The 21,410-nt window shown below is 42.5% G+C and carries 20 protein-coding genes and 1 other annotated feature; of the genes, 9 read left to right on the top strand and 11 right to left on the bottom strand.

The genetic code is table 11. The features are described 5' to 3' along the window. The 3 genes from ACHZES_RS23875 to ACHZES_RS23865 form a co-directional block, all read right to left on the bottom strand. Positions 1 to 1,908 carry an NADH-quinone oxidoreductase subunit L gene (locus ACHZES_RS23875; protein WP_395547562.1) on the bottom strand — a complete coding sequence of 636 codons (1,908 nt, stop codon included), beginning with the start codon at positions 1,906 to 1,908 and terminating at the stop codon, positions 1 to 3. Positions 1,909 to 2,348: 440 nt separating this feature from the next. After that, positions 2,349 to 3,215, bottom strand: a complete 867-nt coding sequence (locus tag ACHZES_RS23870; protein WP_286173271.1) for an MBL fold metallo-hydrolase — start codon at positions 3,213 to 3,215, stop codon at positions 2,349 to 2,351. A gap of 142 nt (positions 3,216 to 3,357) precedes the next feature. Continuing rightward, the gene (locus ACHZES_RS23865) at positions 3,358 to 3,960 is read right to left on the bottom strand and encodes a rubrerythrin (RefSeq protein WP_395547563.1); all 603 of its coding nucleotides are present in this window, start codon (positions 3,958 to 3,960) and stop codon (positions 3,358 to 3,360) included. A gap of 96 nt (positions 3,961 to 4,056) precedes the next feature. Between ACHZES_RS23865 and ACHZES_RS23860 the strand changes: the two genes are divergently transcribed. The 8 genes from ACHZES_RS23860 to ACHZES_RS23825 all read left to right on the top strand — a co-directional run bounded on the left by ACHZES_RS23860 (position 4,057) and on the right by ACHZES_RS23825 (position 12,347). Then, positions 4,057 to 4,695: a DUF1801 domain-containing protein gene (locus ACHZES_RS23860; RefSeq protein ID WP_395547564.1), complete on the top strand. Its 639-nt coding sequence runs from the start codon at positions 4,057 to 4,059 to the stop codon at positions 4,693 to 4,695. Positions 4,696 to 4,817: 122 nt separating this feature from the next. Further along, a complete protein-coding gene (locus tag ACHZES_RS23855; protein ID WP_395547565.1) occupies positions 4,818 to 5,531 on the top strand; it encodes a response regulator transcription factor in 714 nt (237 codons plus the stop codon). Further along, positions 5,521 to 6,849, top strand: coding sequence for a histidine kinase dimerization/phospho-acceptor domain-containing protein (locus tag ACHZES_RS23850; protein WP_395547567.1), 1,329 nt, complete (start codon positions 5,521 to 5,523; stop codon positions 6,847 to 6,849). Before ACHZES_RS23855 ends, ACHZES_RS23850 begins: the two co-directional genes overlap by 11 nt. A gap of 6 nt (positions 6,850 to 6,855) precedes the next feature. Then, positions 6,856 to 8,367 (top strand): amino acid adenylation domain-containing protein, encoded by a 1,512-nt coding sequence (locus tag ACHZES_RS23845; RefSeq protein WP_395547569.1) that lies wholly within the window; start codon positions 6,856 to 6,858, stop codon positions 8,365 to 8,367. A gap of 2 nt (positions 8,368 to 8,369) precedes the next feature. Continuing rightward, entirely contained in the window at positions 8,370 to 9,542 is a 1,173-nt protein-coding gene (locus ACHZES_RS23840) for a diaminopimelate decarboxylase family protein (RefSeq protein ID WP_395547570.1), read from the top strand. 13 nt (positions 9,543 to 9,555) lie between these two features. Beyond that, entirely contained in the window at positions 9,556 to 9,783 is a 228-nt protein-coding gene (locus tag ACHZES_RS23835; protein ID WP_395547571.1) for an acyl carrier protein, read from the top strand. A gap of 3 nt (positions 9,784 to 9,786) precedes the next feature. Then, complete coding sequence (locus ACHZES_RS23830; RefSeq protein WP_395547572.1) at positions 9,787 to 11,370, top strand: MBOAT family O-acyltransferase; 1,584 nt, start codon at positions 9,787 to 9,789, stop codon at positions 11,368 to 11,370. 11 nt (positions 11,371 to 11,381) lie between these two features. Beyond that, positions 11,382 to 12,347 (top strand): hypothetical protein, encoded by a 966-nt coding sequence (locus ACHZES_RS23825; protein WP_038279578.1) that lies wholly within the window; start codon positions 11,382 to 11,384, stop codon positions 12,345 to 12,347. 57 nt (positions 12,348 to 12,404) lie between these two features. On the opposite strand, the gene ACHZES_RS23820 is transcribed toward ACHZES_RS23825, so the two are convergent. The 5 genes from ACHZES_RS23820 to ACHZES_RS23800 form a co-directional block, all read right to left on the bottom strand. Next, positions 12,405 to 13,622, bottom strand: a complete 1,218-nt coding sequence (locus ACHZES_RS23820; RefSeq protein WP_089987784.1) for a pyridoxal phosphate-dependent aminotransferase — start codon at positions 13,620 to 13,622, stop codon at positions 12,405 to 12,407. Between the two features lie 68 nt (positions 13,623 to 13,690). Next, positions 13,691 to 13,945: a binding site (T-box leader), on the bottom strand. Positions 13,946 to 13,999: 54 nt separating this feature from the next. Further along, on the bottom strand, positions 14,000 to 14,989 hold the full coding sequence (locus ACHZES_RS23815) for a Gfo/Idh/MocA family protein (RefSeq protein WP_395547573.1): 990 nt from the start codon (positions 14,987 to 14,989) through the stop codon (positions 14,000 to 14,002). Between the two features lie 67 nt (positions 14,990 to 15,056). Beyond that, positions 15,057 to 15,599 (bottom strand): beta-class carbonic anhydrase, encoded by a 543-nt coding sequence (locus ACHZES_RS23810; RefSeq protein ID WP_395547574.1) that lies wholly within the window; start codon positions 15,597 to 15,599, stop codon positions 15,057 to 15,059. 37 nt (positions 15,600 to 15,636) lie between these two features. After that, positions 15,637 to 16,587, bottom strand: coding sequence for a peptide-methionine (R)-S-oxide reductase MsrB (gene msrB, locus ACHZES_RS23805; protein ID WP_038279590.1), 951 nt, complete (start codon positions 16,585 to 16,587; stop codon positions 15,637 to 15,639). A 20-nt stretch (positions 16,588 to 16,607) separates the two neighbouring features. Continuing rightward, a complete protein-coding gene (locus ACHZES_RS23800; RefSeq protein WP_404820290.1) occupies positions 16,608 to 17,186 on the bottom strand; it encodes an NUDIX hydrolase in 579 nt (192 codons plus the stop codon). 335 nt (positions 17,187 to 17,521) lie between these two features. On the opposite strand from ACHZES_RS23800, the gene ACHZES_RS23795 reads away from it, so the two are divergent. Beyond that, positions 17,522 to 18,253: a bifunctional 2-polyprenyl-6-hydroxyphenol methylase/3-demethylubiquinol 3-O-methyltransferase UbiG gene (locus ACHZES_RS23795; protein WP_154521049.1), complete on the top strand. Its 732-nt coding sequence runs from the start codon at positions 17,522 to 17,524 to the stop codon at positions 18,251 to 18,253. Positions 18,254 to 18,280: 27 nt separating this feature from the next. On the opposite strand, the gene ACHZES_RS23790 is transcribed toward ACHZES_RS23795, so the two are convergent. Genes ACHZES_RS23790 through ACHZES_RS23780 form a run of 3 tightly spaced genes read right to left on the bottom strand, consistent with a single transcriptional unit; the run spans position 18,281 to position 21,402 of the window. Then, positions 18,281 to 18,877 (bottom strand): DNA-3-methyladenine glycosylase, encoded by a 597-nt coding sequence (locus ACHZES_RS23790; RefSeq protein WP_154521050.1) that lies wholly within the window; start codon positions 18,875 to 18,877, stop codon positions 18,281 to 18,283. Positions 18,878 to 18,916: 39 nt separating this feature from the next. Continuing rightward, a complete protein-coding gene (locus ACHZES_RS23785; protein ID WP_395547578.1) occupies positions 18,917 to 20,023 on the bottom strand; it encodes a DHHW family protein in 1,107 nt (368 codons plus the stop codon). A gap of 11 nt (positions 20,024 to 20,034) precedes the next feature. Continuing rightward, a complete protein-coding gene (locus ACHZES_RS23780) occupies positions 20,035 to 21,402 on the bottom strand; it encodes an MBOAT family O-acyltransferase (RefSeq protein WP_395547580.1) in 1,368 nt (455 codons plus the stop codon). Positions 21,403 to 21,410: the final 8 nt, after the last annotated feature.

The following is a 21,410-nucleotide window of genomic DNA, read 5'->3' as shown; positions in this document are numbered from 1 at the left end:
TTACGCCATTCCTCCTATCATCATGATAACTCCGGAAACTAAAATTGCGGCAGCGATGACATCACTCCACAGAGTTAATCGCTTAGGCCCAAAATAATCTACCATATACCAGTTACTCAGTTCCATCTTTCGTTTTTCATTCATGGCACCGTAGAATGTTTCGTTATCTCCGGTGTTTTCTCCTGCCATATAAACCGGAACTTTTCTTCTTTTATCATTTTTATAAATCGGAATAAAACTGATAGGCAGAAGGATGAGCATACTCAACATGCACAGCATCAGCTTAATGTCATTCGTTCCGATTGGGATCAATGCCGTCCTTCCAAACACATCTGTCAGATAAGGAATCAGAGCGTATTTTGACACAAGTGGAAAGGTAAAGCAGGATACCACTACCATTCCCGCAAGGATTGTAATGGGAATCTCCTCATCAAGATGGAATTTGCTCTCACTCTGTTGATTCATATTGGCCCTTGAAACCAGTTTCCCCATCCATTTTGTCCAGTAAAACAATGTTGCGGCGCTTCCATAGGCCAGAATAATAACAATAATAACGTTATTAGAATCTATAAACGCCTTCATGGCAACCCATTTTGAAATCAACATTCCAAACGGGGCCAGAAACATTCCTGCGATTCCGATCATCATATAGAGCGCAAGCTTTTTTGAAATCCCAAGGAGTACATCCATATTTTCCACATCCCGGTTTCCAATCTGATGCTCGATGGAACCAACGGAAATAAAAAGCAGTGATTTGGATACTGCATGGAATATAATCAAAAGGATGGCAGCCCATAACGATTCCTGGGTTCCGATGCTGGCACATATTACGATGAGCCCTAAGTTAGCCAAAGTGGAATAAGCTAAAATCTTCTTGGCGTCACTTTGGGAAATCGCCATCAGGGAACAGGCAAGGAACGTAATTCCTCCCACAAAGGTTACGGTTTTTCCAACAGGAGTCGCTCCTAAGAGTGGCGCAAGACGGATAATTAAATACACACCTGCTTTTACCATGGTAGCGGAATGCAACAATGCAGAAGAAGGAGTTGGTGCCACCATCGCTCCAAGAAGCCAGGAGGAAAACGGAAGCTGGGCTGATTTGGTCAGTGCAGCCAGGGACAGGAAAAATACGGGTATCATCATTGCCGCTTCCGGCTTCATGGAAGTAACCACTGACAATTCTAAGGTTTTATAATAAATACCGATGAAAATGATACCAGCTGCAAAAGCAACTCCGCCGCCCAGATTAATCAACAAGGCACGGAAGGAATTGTTTCTGGCTTCTTTTGTCCTGGTATAACCGATCAACAGGAATGAGCATAGTGTGGTCAGCTCCCAGCAGAAATACATCCAGGTAAGATCATTGCTCAATACGATTCCAAACATGGCGGAAAGGAATAAAAATAGAACTGCGAAAAAGAAGTTTTTCCTTTCTTTATATTCTTTGTGGTGGATATGATAAGTCTTCATATATCCCACCGCATAAATACAAATCAGGCTTCCTACCAGTCCAATAACCAGTACCATAATTGCCGTCAGTTTATCGAAAATCATGGCATGTTTCACTTCAATATTATGTTTTACCGTAAATTCAAAGCAAAGCATTGCTGATGCCTGAACAAACGATAAAACCGAAATAACATACTTTTTGTACTTGATGCCGATGGAAATCACATACACAGCGATAGCCGTCTCTGCAATTGCCATAACAGCCTCAATTGCTTTTTCCAAACGGAAGGACAAAGCAATTCCGCTCTTAAAATATAACCCTACAACTACCAGAGTCAAAACAGCCGTACCTGCGGCTCCTACCCTGACAATCATATTTCTTACCTCATCATTTTTGACCAGTAAGATTCCTAATGCTGCAGCCAATGGAAATAAAATTAAACCTGTAATCGCACCCATACACTCATCACCTTGTTTTTGTTTTATTATATCTGTCACAATTGAGAATAAAAAAAATCAACGATACCGTCAAAATTCTCCAGCTGTATGCTCTCTACCGCATCATCGATTAATTCGTGCTCATTATAACACACTAAAAGTGGTTGTCAATGTTTTGTTTTATGTACAATTTACACAGTTTTTACACTCAAAAGCACAGTATAAAAAACCATTTCAAAAGAAAGAGAGAGCTTCCCACAAATCAGGATAAAACGGGAAAATACAAGAATAAACCATATATTTTTGCAAAAATATATACAACTTCTTAACAGACTTCAAAAAATAATGCATCAATTTTTAACGAAATTTTAACTTCAATACAGAAAATCGCGGTGTAAAGAAACCGTTAAATAATAGAAAAAAGGCATCCGTATGGCCATTCGGATGCCTTTTTTTACTCCTCAGTGCTTAATCAGAAACTTCTCTCCATGTCTGCCGATCCAGTGGTTTATGCCAGGGTATTTGGCCGCAAGATAATCCGCAAACAGCAATGGGTCTTCCCTGTTTTTTGCAAACATCTCATAATGCGCCGGAACTACCAGGCCGGGTCGAAAAGTCCCTGCCATATCCGCCGCCTCCTGAAACGTCATGTTACCGATGATGTTTTCTCTGTATCTCCTTCCGTCACGCCCATTAATAGGAAGGAACATCACATCAAGTTTCCCGAATTTCCTAAGCTTTCCGTACATTCCTTCATAAACACAGGTGTCGCCGGAATGATACAGGGAGCATCCGCCCCCCTCCAAAACACAGCCCATATAGGGGTAGGAACCTGTCTCTGGGTCCTGGTCAAGGAATTCATGGGCAGAAGCGATTCCTGTTATGCGGATATTATCCAAAAGCTCCAGGGTGATCCCATCATCAAGGCCAATGAACCGGTCCAAGTTTATATGTAAATCATTGGAAAGGGAAGGAATAAGCAGCTTTGGCACTATGAACTTGGCATTTGGAGAGCTGACCGACAGCTGATGCCAGACCTTCCTGTCAATGTGGTCCGTATGATCATGGCTGCCAAAGATGTAATCCGCATTGGTCACTTCCTCAGGCTTTAACAGGGACGGTATCCTCCTGTTCGGATGCTGGGATAAGAACGCATCCAGATAAAAAGTCCTGCCGGCAAGCTTTACGGCAAAGCCCATCTGTCCAAGCCACCAAATTGCTGCTTCTCCAAAAGCCGGTGCACTCTCATTTATCTCATGTATTAATTCCTTACCTTCTTTCATAATCCCGGTACCATCGTTTTGAATATTGCTTTCCGAAATGCCCATATATAATCCACCTTTCGTTTTTCTGCTTTCTATCGTATATATATCATAACACGATTTCCTTTGCGAAGGTACATATCATACAAAAATGAACGAGAAATAAGCAGCCGGATTTCATAAGATCCGGCTGCTTTTATATATTTTTTTAGGCATTTTTGGTCTGATTCTGGTTCTGGCTACCACAGCCATTTTTAGAATAAAGATAACTATAAAGAATTCCGTGCCTGATTTCGTCTGTAATAATTTCAACCATCATATTTATATGAATACGTGACTGCATGGCATAAAAGATCTTACGGTATTTTTGTACTGCATTCTGCTCGCCTAACAAGGCTCTTGACAAACCAGCGCAATAGCTTTCAGGTTCTACAAAAGATTCCCCTTCTGTAGATGGGGGCATCTCGCCGGTCAAATCCTGGTAAATTTGCCGGAATAAAGCATAATGTCCTATTTCATTGTCACGGATGCCGGATATAATCTGTTTATCCGCTTCTGAGGAAGCCTGGTTTATGAGCCACATATAAAATACCCGGTCCTCCGTTTCACCCGAAAGTGCTTCCAGAATCAATTCAAGGGCACCATCCAGATTCTGGGGATATGTGAAAATGTCAGGGTTCATCACCTGCTGAAAGTTCAGAGGAGATGCCACCGTATTCCAGTATTGAGGAATGTAGTCATAAGAATAAGGCTGGTAACCTTCGTAGTCGTAATAACCCATTTTATAATCTCCAAATAAGAGTCTTTCCATATTTTATGATATTTCCGTATAACCAGTGCTGGTTTCAGGTAAAAATATTAGAAATGTGATATGATATAACAAAGATGCAGAAAGAGGAGGTATGATATGGAACAGAAGCTCCCAAATACCATTGGAGAATACATTGCAGGCCAAAGCCTGGATATACAGCCCGTCCTGGAAACGCTGTACCAGACCATAAAAAAGGCCGCACCGGAAGCAACGGAAAAAATCAGCTGGGGAATGGCCACATTTGTCTATCACGGTAATCTGGTACATTTCTCAGCGGGGAAAAGGCATGTCGGATTTCATCCGGCCCCATCCGCAATCATTGCCTTTCATGAAGAACTGAAGGAATACCATTACTCAAAGGGCACGGTTCAGTTTCCATATGACAAGCCCCTCCCCCTTGAACTCATTGAACGAATGGTCCGCTTTCGGACAGCCGAACAGGCCGTACTTTTAGAGGAGAAAAAAGCGGGAATAACAAAGGAAAAAACATTGCGTCCCCGCTATCCCATGCCTGAGGATGTAATGGCGGAGCTTCAGAGAGAGGATTTAACAGGGGCTTACGATACCCGTCCACCTTATCAGAAAAATGACTATATCGGCTGGATCACAAGGGCCAGGCGTCCGGAAACCCGCAGAAAGCGGATCGATCAGATGCTTGAAGAGCTGCGATCCGGTGATGCCTACATGGGCATGGCATATTCCCCTAAAAAGAACACAAAGACCGGTCTTTCCTGACCGGTCTTTTTTACTCACAGACCAAATCTTAATAATTCTTAATTCCCTTAAATTTCATTGTTATTCTATCCATAAATGATATAATTTTTCATATTAAATATAGATAAGGAGGCTGTCGATCCATGAGTTCAGCGCAGCAGATATTGGTAGTGGATGACGATGCAGACATCCGGGAAGTCCTTCGCATCCAGCTGGAAAACAAAGGCTATTCCGTGTCAGAAGCAGCAAACGGAAACGATGCGGTCGCAGCCGTCACAGACAATCCTGATATTGACCTTATTATTTTAGACATCATGATGCCCGGTTTATCAGGAACCGACGCCTGTACCCTGATCCGGAGGATATCTTCTGCCCCCGTTTTGTTTTTAACAGCAAAATCAAAAGAAAGTGATAAAACAGAGGCCTATGAAAACGGCGGCGATGATTATCTTGTAAAGCCATTTTCTCAGGCAGAGCTTCTCATGAAGGTCCGTTCTCTTTTGAGACGATATGTTGTTTATAAAGGGAAAGGGACATCTCCCTTTAATAGTTCAGAAATCCGGCTGCAGGATCTTATGATCGACACTGCAAGCCATTTTGTTTATCGGGAAAATCAAAAAATTGAGCTTACGGACACAGAGTTCCAGGTTTTGATGTATCTGGTCAAGAACAGAGGAAAAGCCAAGGATGCACAGGCCATCTACGAGGGCGTATGGAATGACAAGTTCCTACCCTCTTCCACGAACACTGTCATGGTACATATTTTAAAGCTTCGGAAAAAACTGGAATTGGATTTTAACAATCCTACCATCATACGAACCGTTTGGGGAAAGGGCTATCAGATCGATGAAACATAAATGGATCTCATCTTTACGATATAAACAAATATTTGTATTGATCCTTGGAGCGGTCATCAGCTTTGGGATGTACTTTGCTTCCCAGGCTTTCGGTGATTATCTGGTATCCAGAAACCATCTGAATGAAGATGCCGCTTGGAAACGACTGACCGGTTATCAAAACTCTTTTGAAAATTACATCAATAAATACAACATATCAGTGAAAAATGTAAGATCCATATCCAAATGGGTAAAGAACCATAAATATGTCTACGTGACCATTTTTAACGGCAACGAGATCATCTACGAATCCGGTTTCTGGAATGATGCATATGCGCCCTATGAAACTGCCAGCTCCATTGGGGAAAGCAGCAAACAGGCCATACGGGATATTTCCTTCAGCGACGGTACCTATTCCGTATCCATCATAGATTCGTCGGAAATCAAATGGTATAACCTGGTCACTTATATTTCCTGGGGAGTCTTCTTCCTGTTTCTGTTTGTGATCCTAATTTTCTATAACCACCGGATCATTGCCAGGATCATGCTTTTATCAAAAGAGGTGTCCTTAATTGAAAAAGGGGATTTGGAGCAGCCGATTTTTTATAAAGGAAACGATGAAATCGCATTACTTGCTAAAAATGCGGATAACATGAGAAATTCTATCATAACAAGATATAAGAGCGAAAAAGAAGCCTGGGAGGCAAACAGTGAGCTGATCACTTCCATGTCCCATGACATCCGGACTCCCCTAACTTCACTGATCGGCTACTTAGAAATACTGGATTCAAAAAGCTATCAATCGGAAGAACAGTTTGACAAATACATCAAAAGCTGCAGGGAAAAGTCCATTCAGCTAAAGGATTTATCTGACCGTCTGTTCCAGTATTTTCTTGTGTTCGGCAAAGAGAAGATGTTGATGCAAATGGAGACCTTCGACGCTAAGATCCTTCTCCAGCAGCTTCTTATGGAGTACGTTTTTGATCTTAGCAACTTAGGACTTGACGTAAAAACAGAATATGTAGAGGAATCCTGCAGCATAACCGCTGATATCCAATATTTAAGACGGCTATTCGATAATCTGTTTTCCAATGTGAGAAAATACGCCGGCATGGATGGACCGGTCTTGGTCAAAAGTTACACGGACGGCAATGACCTGATCATCATCATTTCCAATATGATCCGCATGGACAGCATGTTTTTAGAAAGCACCAACATAGGACTTAAAACCTGCCGGAAAATAGTAGAACAAATGAATGGCACTTTTAAGATACAAAAAAACCGGACTAATTTTAAAGTTCGAGTCACGTTTCCAATCGAACCAGTCAGAGAGGAGTAAAAACCTATGAGAAACGTATTGGAATACCTTGAACACTCAGAAAGCATCTATCCGGAGAAAATTGCTGTGGAAGATCAGGATAAAAGCTGCTCTTATCAAGAACTGTTATTACATGCCAAACAAATCGGCAGCTTTCTTTCCGGTTTTGAATCACCCGGAAACCCTGTTGTGGTTTTTATGGATAAACGTGTGGAGGCACTTACAGCATTCATGGGCATTGTATATGCCGGATGCTTCTATGTCCTGATCAACCCGGTGCAGCCGGCCGTGCGGATCAATCAGATACTTAAGGTGCTGGAAGCAAACTCCATCATCACCTTAGGGGATACCGAGATCCTGCCGGAAGGCGTGGAATTTTCCGGCAATCTGCTTGATTACCATGAGATAATAAAAACCGAAATTATGGAGGAGCGCCTAAAACTTATCCGTGATCTGTCCCTGGACATCGATCCTCTGTACTGCAACTTTACCTCAGGCTCTACCGGCGTTCCTAAGGGAGTATTGGTCAGCCACCGTTCCGTTATTGATTTTATGGAATATTTTCCTTCCATGTTCGGCATAACCGGAGAAGACATTATCGGGAATCAGGCCCCCTTTGATTTTGATGTGTCTGTTAAGGATATTTACTCCACATTTAAAATGGGAGCCACCATGGTCATTATCCCGAAAAAATTTTTCTTAGTTCCAACCCAGCTCCTTGACTTCTTATGCGAACGTAAGGTAACCACTCTGATCTGGGCGGTTTCCGCCCTGTGTCTGATTACCCAGTTAAAGGGGTTCACCTATAAGGTTCCCTCCAGGGTTAATAAGGTATTATTCAGCGGCGAGGCAATGCCTGTTAAGCATTTAACGATCTGGCAGAAATACCTTCCTGACGCGAGATACGTAAACTTATATGGACCTACAGAAATCACATGCAATTGTACCTACTACCCTGTTGAACGGAAATTTGAATCCCATGAAACCCTTCCTATAGGAAAGGCGTTCCCCAATGAAAGGGTCTTCCTCCTGGATCAGGATGACAAACCAGTCACTGAAAAGGGACGGATTGGAGAGCTTTGTGTATCCGGAACCGCTTTGGCGCTTGGATACTATAACAATCCGGAGCAGACAAAACGGGCATTTGTCCAGAATCCCCTTAACACTCACTGCCTGGAAACGATTTACCGGACCGGTGATCTGGCCTTCTATGTGGAGAACGGAGAGCTTTGCTTTGCCGGACGCAAGGACTTTCAGATCAAACACATGGGCCACCGCATAGAACTGGAAGAGATCGAAGCCGTTATAAACAGCTATCCTCTTATTCAGCGGGCATGCTGCGTCTTTGATGAGGAGAAAAGCAGGATTGGGGCATTTTATGTTGGCGAGATGGAAGGAAGGGAAATTTCGGTACGGATGAGGGAATCCCTGCCGGTTTATATGATCCCGTCTGCATTTTATCCTCTGCCGGAATTGCCGGTTACGGCAAACGGTAAAATAGACAGAAAAAAATTATTGGAAATGTGTAAAGGAAAATAGCCATGAACGAGAAAAAGTTTGAATATGACATTCATGAGTACCAGACCCCCTTCTACATTTTTGATACGGATATCCTGGCAGAACAGGTCAACAAAATCAGGGGTGTCCTTGAAGAGGATGTAGAATTATGCTATGCCATGAAGGCCAATCCATTTGTAATTAAGGATTTAGAGGAAGTAGTGGATTCCTTTGAGGTCTGCTCTCCCGGTGAATTCGCCATCTGCGAAAGAGCCGGAATCAACATGGGGAAAGTTATTATGTCTGGCGTACATAAGAAACTTGAGGACGTGGAATACGCATTGAACCATTATGGAGATAAGATCATTTACACCGTCGAGTCCCTCTCCCACTGGCAGATACTTGATGCCTGCAGCACATTGCTTCAAACACCCATCCGGGTCCTCCTCCGCCTGACCTCCGGAAACCAGTTCGGTATGGATGAAAGCCTGATCCGCCAAATCGTGGAAGGCAGAGCCCATGAATTTATAACCATTGAAGGAATCCAATACTTTTCCGGTACCCAAAAGAAATCAATAACAAAACTGGAAAATGAACTTCATATGCTGGATCAGTTTTGCCGGGAATTATATCAGGATTACGGTTTTCCTGTCAAAAGGCTGGAATATGGTCCCGGACTTCCTATCTGCTATTTTGAAGAAGAGAAAAATGAAGAAGAACTGATGTTAAACAGCCTTGCCCTTTCTATCAAAAATCTTACGTTTGGCGGAACGGTCGCACTGGAGATGGGCAGATTCATCGCTGCCCCCTGCGGTTTCTACGTGACCAGCGTGGTGGATCAGAAGACAAACAAGGGGGAACCTTACTGCATTGTTGACGGCGGGATCCACCAGCTAAATTATTACGGGCAAATGCTCGCCATGAAAAAGCCGAACATCCTTCATGTTAATCACCGGGAGGGAGAGCAAAAGGAATGGACGGTATGCGGCTCCCTTTGCACGGTGAACGATGTGCTTGTAAAGAAATACCCTTTCCAAAACCTCCAGGGGGGAGACCGGCTTATTTTCCAAAAAACCGGTGCTTATTCCGCAACAGAAGGCATGTCCTTATTTTTAAGCCGGGATTTACCGCAGATTCTTATCTATTCTGCAAAAGATGGCTTCCGTATTGCAAGACCTCATTTACAAACGAATGTTTTAAATTATTTTCAACTATAAAGGAGATAAAACCATGGAACAATTATTAGAAATCTTAAACGATATAAACCCAAGCCTTGATTATGAAACAGAAACAAAGCTTATTGACGGAGGGCTCTTAGACTCATTTTCCATTCTCTCTCTCATCCCGGAGCTTGAAAATGCATTTGGCATTGAGATCACTCCCATAGACATGGTACCCGCTAATTTTAACTCTGCACAAGCAATGTGGGATATGATCCATCGTTTAAAAGAGGAATAAAAGATGGCCTACAATTCACTCCTATACCTTTTCATCTTTTTGCCGGTTGTATTGCTGGCCTACCAGCTTGCGCCCAAAAACTTCCGTTATAAAGTACTGCTTTCTGCCAGTTATGTTTTTTTCCTTTCCTTTAGCGGAAAGCTGCTGGTATACCTGCTTTTTTCTACCCTTTCCATTCACCATATCGGTCTATGGCTTACTTCCTGTAAAAAGGACTTTTTATCGGCATCTCACGCCCCTGAGAATAAAAAGGCAGAAAAAGTAGCTTATGAGGCCAAACGCCGCAGAATCTTATGGCTTGGGATCGGATTGCAGCTTAGCATTTTATTGATTTTAAAATACTCCGGCTTCCTTTTTGAAAACTTCAATCTGGTGTTAAAGGCAATATCTTTCCCAAGGCTTCTGCCTGCCATGAAGTTCGCTCTGCCTATCGGTATCTCCTTTTACACCTTGCAGGCGATCTCGTACCTGATTGACGTTTATTATGAAAAAATAGAAGCCGATGACAATTTAGGCAGACTGGCCTTGTATCTCGCTTTTTTTCCAACCCTTTTGGAAGGCCCTATCTGCCGCTACTCTCAGACTGCCGAAGCCCTTTGTCTGGGAAAGCCTTTGGAATACAAGAACGTTACTTACGGCCTTCAGCGAATGATATGGGGATTATTTAAAAAGCTTGTGATTGCAGACCGTCTTAATCTGCTTGTGGAAACGATTTTCGACACCCCCAATCATTACGGCGGCATTATCGTGATCGCAGGTGCTGTTTTATATACTTTTCAGCTATATGCAGATTTTTCCGGCTGTATTGACATGACCATCGGAACCGGGGAAATGTTTGGGGTAACCATTCCCGAAAACTTCCGTCAGCCCTTTTTCTCCAAGACCGCATCGGAATTCTGGAGACGCTGGCATATTACCCTTGGTGCCTGGTTAAAGGATTACATTTTTTATCCCATATCCTTAACCAAATTCGTTAAGAATCTGGGGAAGAGATCCCGGGCTAAATTCGGAAAGCATTTTGGGCAGATCCTTTCCTCTTCTGTCGCCTTGTTTGGCGTATGGATTTTAAACGGACTGTGGCACGGAACAGGCTGGAACTATATTTTCTTTGGAATGTATTATTTTGTCCTCATTCTCATGGGGAATCTGTTGGAACCGGCGGTGGAACGGATTACAAGCTCTTTAAGGATTGACAGGACCAACAGCTTGTACAGAGGGTTTCAGACCGTAAAGCTGCTTATAATCGTGTTTACGGGAGAACTCTTCTTCCGGGCCAACAACTTAACTGCCGGCATGAATATGTTCCGGTCTATCTTCACCGGCTTTCACTGGTCTGCGATCACTGACGGTTCCCTGCTTAAGCTTGGTCTGACTCTGCCGGATTTCATTGCCGTATTCTTTGGTTTTATTGCGGTATATACGGTGGGTGTGATCCATGAACGGGGGATCTCTATCCGTGAAAGGATTGCCGGGTGGAATGTGTTCGCCCGCTGGAGCTTTCTTTACGTTGCCATTCTCCTTGTCATTGTTTTAGGGGCTTACGGCGACGGATACTTACCTGCAAAACTTATTTATGCCGGATTTTAAGAGGTGATGTGATGAAAAACAAAAATAGGATAAAATCAATTTCATTTTTAACCGGGCTTTTCCTTTTATTGTACATTGCCTCATACCTGCTTATTCCCTACAACAATATGGGAGACAGCCTATATAAAAAGGCAAACGGCATCCTAAAGGAACCCAAAAACACCATAGACTATGTGGCGATCGGGGACAGCGAATGCAGCGCCAGCATTTCACCCATGGAGGTGTGGAATGATTACGGCTACACAGGATATAACTGCGGCGTCCCAAGCCAGCAGCTGCAGGATACTTACTATCTGCTGGAACGGCTGCTTAAAAACCAGCATCCGAAAGTTGTTTTCCTGGAAACCAATGCGTTTTACCGGGATTTCAAATACATCAACACCCTTGAAACTTCCATTGAAGAAACAGTTAAAAAAATATTTCCCATTTACAAATACCATGATAACTGGAAATACTTTCACTTTTATATGCTGAAAGCATTAGGCCATAAGATAAAGCAGGAGCAGATCACGGTATATAAGGGATATCAGTACAGCGCAATCGTGAATCCCTACAAACGCGGGCCTTATGTCACTGAAACAGATGATGTTTATGTGATTGACGAGCAGCCTTTATTATACTTAAATAAAATTGCAAGCCTGTGCAAGGATAAGGATATTCAGCTGATCCTATACAGCGCACCATCGCCAAAATGCTGGTCCTACGCCAAACACAATGCGGCCGCAGCCTTTGCCAACGAAAACCAGCTGACTTACATTGACTTAAATTTAGATATCGATACCCTTGGCATTGATTGGGCAAAAGACTCCCGGGATGACGGTGATCACTTAAACTACTTTGGAGCAAAAAAAGTGTCAGACTACATGGGAAACTATTTATCAGAGCACGCAGACTTAACCGACCATCGCAAGGATGATTTGTTTGCAGGCTGGAACAAAGAGTTAAAAAATTATCTCAAACTGACGGAACAGAATTAACAGGTAAAGGGCATTGGGGCAGCTGGAAAACAGGCTGTCTCCAATGCTCTTTTTTCACTATTTCTGTATGTAATAGGACATGAAATCCGCCAGCTTATCACATGCCATCTTTAACTGGTCAAGCTCTGGAAGGTAAACGACCCGGAAATGATCCGGTTTTTCCCAGTGGAACCCGCCTCCATGAGTTAAGAGGATCTTCTTATCCTTTAAAAAGTCTAATACAAACTTTTCATCATCATAAATATTAAATTTACTGGTCTGTATTTTAGGAAACATGTAAAAGGCTGCTTTGGGTTTTATTACGGAAACTCCCGGAATCTCATTCAATGCCTGATAGGTGTATTCTCTCTGTTCGTATATTCTCCCGCCCGGTATCATCAACCGTTCTGTTTCCTCTTCCATTTCCAGTGCAGCTTCGATCACGGACTGGGCCGGAACATTGGAGCAAAGCCTCATGGAGGATAATAAGTTTATTCCTTCTACATAGCCTTTTGCAAAGGATTTATCGCCGCAGAGACTCATCCAGCCGCAACGGTATCCTGCAATTAAATGGGACTTTGAAAGGCCGTTGAATGTAATGGTCAAAAGATCCGGTGCCAAAGAGGCAATGGATCTATGTTCCAAGCCGTCAAAGACAAGCCTGTCATAAATTTCATCTGCAAAGATGATCAGCCCATGTTTCCGGCATACTTCCACAATCTCCTCCAGAACTTCCCTGGGATACAGGGCACCCGTAGGATTGTTGGGATTGATGATGACAATTCCCTTGGTTCTGCTTGTTATTTTACTTTTTATGTCATTGATATCCGGGTACCACTCCGCCTTTTCGTCGCACATGTAATGGACCGCAGTTCCTCCCGAAAGGGTTACCGAAGCCGTCCACAGAGGATAGTCTGGAGAAGGGACCAAAATCTCATCCCCACTGTTTAACAGCCCCTGCATGGCTAAGGTGATCAGCTCGCTTACGCCATTTCCCGTGTATACATCATCCACAGTAACCTGTTCAATCCCTTTTTTCTTACAGTATTTTACGATGGCCCTTCTGGCTGACAGCAGCCCTTTGGAATCCGAGTAGCCTTCCGTATGGGACAGATTTTCGTTCATTCGCTTAAGCAGTTCCTCCGGCGCACGAAAACCAAAGGGAGCCGGATTCCCAATATTTAATTTTAATATATCAACTCCCTGATCAATCATCCGGTTTGCTTCATCCATGACCGGTCCTCTGATATCATAACACACATGATCCAGCTTACTGGATTTTTCAAAATTTCTCATCATTGCTCTCCTCTTTCTAAGTAATTTAATAAGTGAAGGTAATAAAAAAACGCCCTAAACGTCGAAACGTTTAGGGCGAATGTACAATCCGTGTTACCACCTAAATTCAGAGAAATCTCTGCACTCTCTACGATACAAGCATATCGTGCCCCTGTAACGTGGGAATACGTTGAAGCCTACTAAACCATCTCCCTGGTATCAGGGAAACCATTATTCGGTTCAAAGCTCCGAGACTGCTTCGATATACTAAAATAAAGATTCGCACCAACCATCTTCTCTCTGAAATTCATTGTATATGTACTATTTCTCTTCATTGCCTTTTCACTATTTCCGCAATAATAACACAGGCAGAAGAAATTGTCAATTACTAAAAGTACTTAAATTTCCTCATCAGCCGGGAACCGGATTCCTCCTTTTTGTCTTGCAGTTGTCTGTATCTCACTTACAAGCAGGGTATGATCTAAGAGCTGATAGCACATTTCTAAATCATTGCCGCAGATCATATCCTGAAAATCCATGAATTCATTCATCATGCGATGTTCAAAGTTATCTTCATTCACAAAGGTTTTAGTCTCATCATTCATGATCAACTCAAAGCCTCTGCAGATGCTGGCAGGCGTATCCTGATGGATAACCCCCTTCTCCCCCTGAATGTAATTTGCAACCGGAGCCTTACAGTCCTTTGCGCCAACGCAGGTGCATTTAAAAGTACCGTAGTCCAAAATCAAAATTCCCGAGGTATCAATCCCTCTCTCTACATTGGGGAAGTATTCTACCTTAAGCGGCCTGCCGAATAAACCCGCAACGTAATGGATGTTATAAATATTAATATCCATGAGTGCACCGCCGGAACAATTGGGATCAAAGGCGGGCAGAATACGGCCCTCTTTAAAGCTGTCATATCTCCTGGAATACTGAGAATAGTTACACTGCACAATTTTTATGTTACCCAGGGAAGGCAGAAGTTCTTTTATTCTTTTATAGTTCGGCAAATGCAGGGTTGTAACCGCCTCAAACAAAAACAACCTCTTCTCTCTGGCCAGTCCGCTTAATATCAAGGACTCCTTAAAGGTTGTAGTAAAGGGTTTTTCAACAATCACATGTTTTCCTGCCTCCAGTGCCTCTTTTGTAAACTGGAAATGCAAATGATTGGGGAGCGCCACATAAACCGTATCCACATCGCTGTTTAAGAAGTCCTGATATTCCGTAAAAATATGTTTGATGCTATATTTTTCTCCAAGCTCCCTTCCCACTGCTTCACTTCTTTTCGTACAGCAAATGGCCGTAAGCTCCATCTTATCTAAATGGTGAACGATTGGCAGAAACTCCTTTACAATCATTCCTGATCCAACAATACCTAATTTCATCCTAATCACCTCTCAAGTACAATTTTGTGATACCTTTATCCCATATGACCTTACCATTCCCAAATGCTTAAATAACCTTTCTTAATTCCCCTGTTACAGAATCTATTACCAGACCGTATATCATGATCTCCTCCGGGACAAAGGGATGATTGCGTATCAGCTCAACGGAATTTTTAATAGACAAATCCAAATCTCTAAATCCTCCCAGCCATGAATCAAAATCAATGCCATAGTATTTTACCAGGTCAATATTCCTTTGTTCGATTCCCCGCTGTTTCATTTTTTCTATGATTTTTTTACTGTCCGTATGTCTGGCCCCGCAATCGGTATGACCGATTACGAGGATCTCCTTGACATCTAATTCATAAATACCGATCAGAAGGCTTCTCATGGCACTTCCGAATGGGTGGGATATCACTCCTCCGGCATTTTTTATAATTTTGGCGTCCCCATTTTTAATCCCCAGAGCCATGGGCAGTAATTCTGTTAATCGAGTGTCCATACAGGATACGATTGCGACTTTTTTATCCGGGAACTTATTGGTAATATATTTTACATATCCTTTGTTTTCAACAAATTCCCTATTAAATTTCAGTATCTCGTTAATCATCCTTCATTCCTCTTCCGCATGTTTATTCAGCCTATCATTAAAACAGCTTTAAATAATTCCCATATCCTTCTTTTTCCATCTTTTCTTTGGGAATAAATCTTAAAGAAGCACTATTAATACAATAGCGCAGTCCTCCCCGGTCTATCGGACCATCTTCAAATACGTGGCCTAAATGGGCATCTCCCAGTTTGCTTCTGACCTCCGTGCGGAGCCTTCCAAAGCTCCGGTCCTCAACATTATTAAGAGTATCTAAGTCAATGGGCTTAGAAAAGCTGGGCCAGCCGCAGCCTGATTCAAATTTATCAGTGGACATAAAAAGCGGTTCCCCTGTTGTAATATCCACATAAATTCCTTCTTCAAATTTATTATAATATTCATTTTGAAAGGGAGGCTCTGTTGCACTGTTTTGTGTTACTTCAAACTGTAAGTCAGTCAGATTTTCTCTCAATTCACTTTTTGGCTTTTTACCGTACTTTTTGCTTTTATCCTCTGCCTTCTTTGCTTTTTCGAATTTATCAGCTCCAATATGGCAGTATCCGCCCGGGTTTTTATCCAGATATTTCTGATGGTACTCCTCTGCCCGGTAGTAACAGGAAAGAGGCTTTACTTCAATCGCTATTTTCTCTTTATATTTTTTCTGAAGCTCATTGATGGAATCCCGGATTACCGCCTCATCCTTGTCATCCGTGAAATAGATTCCTGTCCGGTACTGGGAACCAACATCGCCTCCCTGGCGGTTCACGCTTATGGGATTGATCACGTCATAGTAAAGCTGCAGTAAATAGGTAAGACCTATTATGCTGTCGTCGTATTCCACCTTCACCGTTTCTGCATGCCCGGTATTATGGCTGCACACTTCCTTATAAGTTGGATTCTCCGTATTTCCATTGGCATATCCTACCTCTGTAAACAGGATGCCCGGAATATTCTCCAGATACTTTTCTGTTCCCCAAAAGCAGCCGCCTGCCAGATAAATTTCCTTCTTCATAGTAATCACCTCGTTCTCTGTTATGGTATCAAATGATATTCTTCCATTAGCTTAACTGCAGACTTTACGATCTGAGCCGTCATGCCCCATATGATCCAGTCTTCATATTTGTAAAACAAGACGTCATAAGTTCCTTTTGCCCAAGGGTATTTTACCCCTCCCGGAATCCATTCATACGGAAAATCCTCCGGCGGCTCCGAAATCAGTTTACTCACAAATCGCTCCGGCTCCTGACTGCGGAAGAAATCCAGTGGTATTTTTATGACCTCTTCTACTTCATCTCTGCTGAATGTATCATGATAATCGCTTATAACGCCAATAAAAGGATGGATCATCAAGTTAAAGGGGGACAGATAAATATCTCCCGGCCCCATCACCTCAATCTGCTGCGGCAATACCATCAGTTCTTCAACGGTCTCACGCACCGCGCATTCCTGAAGGGACTCCCCGGCTTCCAGTTTTCCGCCTGGAAAACAAACCTCTCCCGGCTGCCGTTTTAACTCATTAGACCTTTTTTCAAAAAGCAGATAATTGACTCCTGAAATACGGATCAGGGGAATCAGTACTGCATACTGTCTGAATTTTTCTTCTCCGATCATTCCTGGACGCCGGATTAAAAATTGTTCTTTCTCCAGAATAATGGCCTCCTTCCTAGGATTGATCCCAAAAACCATGGGATAAATGCTATATAAATTCTACACTAAATCTAATATAATAACAATAGTAATTCCTACTTACATACTATATATTCATCCTTTTTTACTATGTTATAGACTGACAGAATGATATTGAGCTAATGTATGACTATTACGAAACATGATCGGAATTTTATGCTTTTTGTAGATAATTGTGATATAATCCCTTTAATACAAATAAAAGAAAAACATATCCATGCGGATACGCGATAAAATTATATGGACGGGAGAAATTAACAATGAAACAGAACCCTTACGATAACAAAGCATTCTTTGAAAAATACAGCCAAATGGACCGTTCCACAAAAGGGCTTGACGGTGCAGGGGAATGGAAAACTCTTGAATCAATGCTGCCTGAATTTAAAGACAAGCGGGTGCTGGATTTGGGCTGTGGATTTGGCTGGCATTGCCAGTATGCCATAGAGCATGGTGCAAAAACTGTCACAGGCATTGACATTTCCGAAAAAATGCTTGCTATTGCAAAGGAAAAGACAAGTGATAAAATCTGCTATCGCCAAATGCCAATTGAAGAAATATCTTTCAGCGAAAATTCCTTTGATGCAGTCATCAGCTCTCTTGCGTTCCACTATATCGAATCTTTTGAGCAGATTGTTGAAAAGGTGTCCTGCTGCCTTGTAAAAGGAGGCGATTTTGTCTTTTCTGTGGAGCATCCGGTTTTTACTGCGTACGGCAGCCAGGAATGGTATTACGACGAAACCGGTAAGATTCTTCACTTTCCAGTTGACAATTACTTTTTTGAGGGACAAAGACAGGCCAATTTTCTCGGTGAACATGTCACAAAATATCATAAGACCCTGACCACCTATTTGAATGGTTTGATACTGGCAGGGTTTGAAATCACCGGTATTGTGGAGCCTCAGCCATCGAAACACCTTCTTCAGACCGTGGAAGGCATGGAAGATGAGCTTCGCAGGCCCATGATGCTGATCATTTCAGCAAGGAAAAAATAACCGGTATCCGAAAGAAAAAAAGGGAGCTTATTCGCTCCCTTCGATACAAAACCGCCAGAGGTAGTCTTTGGCTTCCTCCGCGTAATCGATTCCCACTCGTTTTGTCGCTATGATATTGAAATTCTCGTCTGTGCCTTCCTCAAAATATACCTGATCACCGCATAGGTCTATGCCGTTAACGCTTCTATCCAGCGATAATGCCATGCATAACTTTCCCGGGCCGTTTATAAGGCCCTTGCGCTGGCTTTTAGAAAGCTGCTCATACTCTTTCTCAAATCTCTTTTGCGCCATTAGCTGGATTCCCTCCAATGGTTCAGCAGCTCTTATTAAGACTGCCTGCGGAATCCCCTTCTCTCTCGTCACTACGTTGAAGCACCAGTACATCCCATAAATTAGAAACATATAAGCAAAACCGGGATCTCCATACATCACTTCCACTCTTGGTGTCCTCTTCCCGCCGTAAGAATGGGCAGCTTTATCTTCAACGCCCATATATGCCTCTGCCTCTACAATCTTAGCGGCGATTCTCTGTCCTTCCCATTCGTGCACAAGCACCTTCCCCAATAACTCCCGGGCAACCAGGACCGAATCCCTGTTATAGAATTCTCTGTCTAGTTTTTTCATCCCAGCGGCCTTCCTTTCGCATTCTAATTATGATTCTTTCTATTTGAACATTGCACTGGAATTTAATACGGAAGTACTGTATACAAAAAGCACATCCTGATCATCAAAGGTGATGTAATCACCGATTAAATCACTGGCAATATAACGGATATCGACCATGGTCACTTTGGAGTACCCGTCAAGCAAAAGGGGCGCCAGGCTGCTTCCAAAAGAATCCCGGAATATCACCAACTCTTTTCCGTTATTTACATTAGGATTGGTGATTTCCAAAAGAGCCGCCGCACCTGATAAATATACGTCATAAGGGTCATTTCCCGTAAGCTTTTGGGTATCATATACAGTCGTAGTTTTTCCTGTCTCCCAATTATAAACGGTACAGGCATCTATGAGATCATTGGTAAGGTATTTCAGGTTATCCGGTTTCATTGGAAGAGCAGAATGCCCATAATATACTCCGTAAAAAGGGGTTTCCACTTCGATGGTCTTATATTGACCGGCACGTTCCTTCTCTTCCCCTAATTCTCCCCGGATTATATCCGCTGCCTTTGCAATCTTCTCCTGCTTCCAGTGAATATCTGTCTTATAATAATCTTCGATTTCCAGAATATCCGATAGATCAATATACTTCGCAAAGTCTGTATTTGCCTTCATCATTTCAAACAGTTTTGGATAGTCCATGGAGGGATAACCATTTGCCTGGGAGAGAAAATATCCCTTATCAGGAACTACGGTAAGATACGTTTTCACGTCTTTGCCTTCCATGTATTTTTCATAAAGATACCGGAATTTATCCGCCGCGTTTTGAATGGAAGCTTCATTCAAAGGGTATTCCATTTTAACGGCATAGCCATCCTGAATATAGATACCGTTATTATCCTTCTGACCCAATGGATAAAACTTAACATATGCTTTCATGGTACGAAATAAAAAGCGGCCGGGGAATTGATCTTTGGCATATTGCTCAAAACCCTCCATAAAATCTGCCGTTACAAGACTTTTAATGGTGATTTCCGGAAAACCGGCAAGCTTTCTTCTTTCACTGGCTGATATTTCCTGTGACGGGGAAAGCCATGAGGAAATCGCCAAAAGAACCCATACCGTTCCTACCAAAATCACTAACATCCTATTTGTTTTTTTATTCTTCATTCCTGCCCTCCTTAAAAGCGAAAATACAGAAATGGATTAAAGGAAGCATCGATTAAGTACGCCGTTGTCAGCAAAAGCAGCACCACACATACCACAGGCTCTGCCCCGGTTAGGGCTAATGAACCAAATGGCGTTTTACGGATGCGGCCTATGATCCTCTTTGGCAAATCGGTACTTCCGATTATGGCTAACACAAATATAATAAGATAGCTTCTTAAATAATAGACTGACTGGACTCCTGTAAACGGCAGTCCGCTCATTCCGAACATGGAACGAATCCGTTCTGCTGATGTACTTAAATCAGGAGCATCGAATATGACGAAGCTTATTATTACAAGAAGCATGACATACAAATGTGAAATACTTTTGGGCATTTTCTTTAGAAAACTGCCAAGCCACAGCTTCTCAATCATCAGAAGAACAGCAAATAACATTCCCCAGATGACAAAATTCCATGCAGCGCCGTGCCATAAGCCGGTCAACATCCATACCAGAAAGATATTAAAGAGCCAGCGCATCCTGCCAACACGGTTTCCTCCTAAGGGAATATATAAATAATCCCGAAACCAGGTCCCCAGGGACATATGCCACCTGCGCCAGAACTCAGTAATGCTTTGGGAAATAAACGGATAATTGAAATTCTCCTGAAAATCAAAGCCAAATACTTTTCCTAAACCGATTGCCATATCACTGTATCCGGAAAAGTCAAAGTAAATCTGTAAAGTAAATGCCACTGCATAAAGCCAGTAAAATAATACATTTCGTTCCTGAGAATCTGCAAAGATTTTGCACAATTCTCCAAGGGAATTGGCAATCAGTACCTTTTTTGAAATTCCAAATAAAAACCTGCGGATTCCAATGCGGATTTTCATAAGACTGTGTTCCCTGCTGTCAAGAGCCTGTGCGATATCCGTATATCTTACAATGGGACCTGCGATCAGCTGAGGAAAGAAAGCCACATAGGTGGCCAATGATAATAGATTTTTCTGGGCCTTTGTGCTTTTTCGGTAAACATCAATGGTGTAGCTTAGAATTTGAAACGTATAAAAGCTGATGCCAATGGGAAGAACTACTTTCAGCAAAGGGACTGATAATCCGGTCAGAGAATTGACGTTTTCAATAAAAAAATCCACATATTTAAAATACCCCAGCATTCCCAGGGAAAAGACCACTGAAACAATCAGCCATCTCTTCCCCCATGCCGAACCGGAGTGCCGCTCAATGAGCAAACCAAGAATGTAATTCACCACTATGGATAGGACCATAAATATGATGTACTTCGGCTCTCCCCAGCCATAGAATATGAGGGAAGAAAAAAGCAACACACCATTTTTTAACTTCTTCGGACATACAAAGTATAAGCCAATAACTAACGGCAAAAAATAAT

The organism is Lacrimispora sanguinis (assembly GCF_044987295.1).
GTDB lineage: Bacteria > Bacillota > Clostridia > Lachnospirales > Lachnospiraceae > Lacrimispora > Lacrimispora celerecrescens_B.
The sequence above is the reverse complement of the archived record's forward strand: the minus strand, read 5'-3'. Positions and strand labels throughout refer to the sequence as shown.

Bases quoted from the DNA above. Each gene is read 5' to 3' on its own strand.
- ACHZES_RS23785 (WP_395547578.1), bottom strand. From the start codon at position 20,023: ATGAAGAATAAAAAAACAAATAGGATGTTAGTGATTTTGGTAGGAACG.
- ACHZES_RS23820 (WP_089987784.1), bottom strand. From the start codon at position 13,622: ATGAGAAATTTTGAAAAATCCAGTAAGCTGGATCATGTGTGTTATGAT.
- ACHZES_RS23800 (WP_404820290.1), bottom strand. From the start codon at position 17,186: ATGATCGGAGAAGAAAAATTCAGACAGTATGCAGTACTGATTCCCCTG.
- ACHZES_RS23870 (WP_286173271.1), bottom strand. From the start codon at position 3,215: ATGGGCATTTCGGAAAGCAATATTCAAAACGATGGTACCGGGATTATG.
- ACHZES_RS23790 (WP_154521050.1), bottom strand. From the start codon at position 18,877: ATGAAAAAACTAGACAGAGAATTCTATAACAGGGATTCGGTCCTGGTT.
- ACHZES_RS23810 (WP_395547574.1), bottom strand. From the start codon at position 15,599: ATGATTAACGAGATACTGAAATTTAATAGGGAATTTGTTGAAAACAAA.
- ACHZES_RS23845 (WP_395547569.1), top strand. From the start codon at position 6,856: ATGAGAAACGTATTGGAATACCTTGAACACTCAGAAAGCATCTATCCG.
- ACHZES_RS23825 (WP_038279578.1), top strand. From the start codon at position 11,382: ATGAAAAACAAAAATAGGATAAAATCAATTTCATTTTTAACCGGGCTT.
- ACHZES_RS23850 (WP_395547567.1), top strand. From the start codon at position 5,521: ATGAAACATAAATGGATCTCATCTTTACGATATAAACAAATATTTGTA.
- ACHZES_RS23855 (WP_395547565.1), top strand. From the start codon at position 4,818: ATGAGTTCAGCGCAGCAGATATTGGTAGTGGATGACGATGCAGACATC.
- ACHZES_RS23835 (WP_395547571.1), top strand. From the start codon at position 9,556: ATGGAACAATTATTAGAAATCTTAAACGATATAAACCCAAGCCTTGAT.
- ACHZES_RS23860 (WP_395547564.1), top strand. From the start codon at position 4,057: ATGGAACAGAAGCTCCCAAATACCATTGGAGAATACATTGCAGGCCAA.
- ACHZES_RS23830 (WP_395547572.1), top strand. From the start codon at position 9,787: ATGGCCTACAATTCACTCCTATACCTTTTCATCTTTTTGCCGGTTGTA.
- msrB (WP_038279590.1), bottom strand. From the start codon at position 16,587: ATGAAGAAGGAAATTTATCTGGCAGGCGGCTGCTTTTGGGGAACAGAA.
- ACHZES_RS23795 (WP_154521049.1), top strand. From the start codon at position 17,522: ATGAAACAGAACCCTTACGATAACAAAGCATTCTTTGAAAAATACAGC.
- ACHZES_RS23875 (WP_395547562.1), bottom strand. From the start codon at position 1,908: ATGGGTGCGATTACAGGTTTAATTTTATTTCCATTGGCTGCAGCATTA.
- ACHZES_RS23840 (WP_395547570.1), top strand. From the start codon at position 8,370: ATGAACGAGAAAAAGTTTGAATATGACATTCATGAGTACCAGACCCCC.
- ACHZES_RS23815 (WP_395547573.1), bottom strand. From the start codon at position 14,989: ATGAAATTAGGTATTGTTGGATCAGGAATGATTGTAAAGGAGTTTCTG.
- ACHZES_RS23865 (WP_395547563.1), bottom strand. From the start codon at position 3,960: ATGGAAAGACTCTTATTTGGAGATTATAAAATGGGTTATTACGACTAC.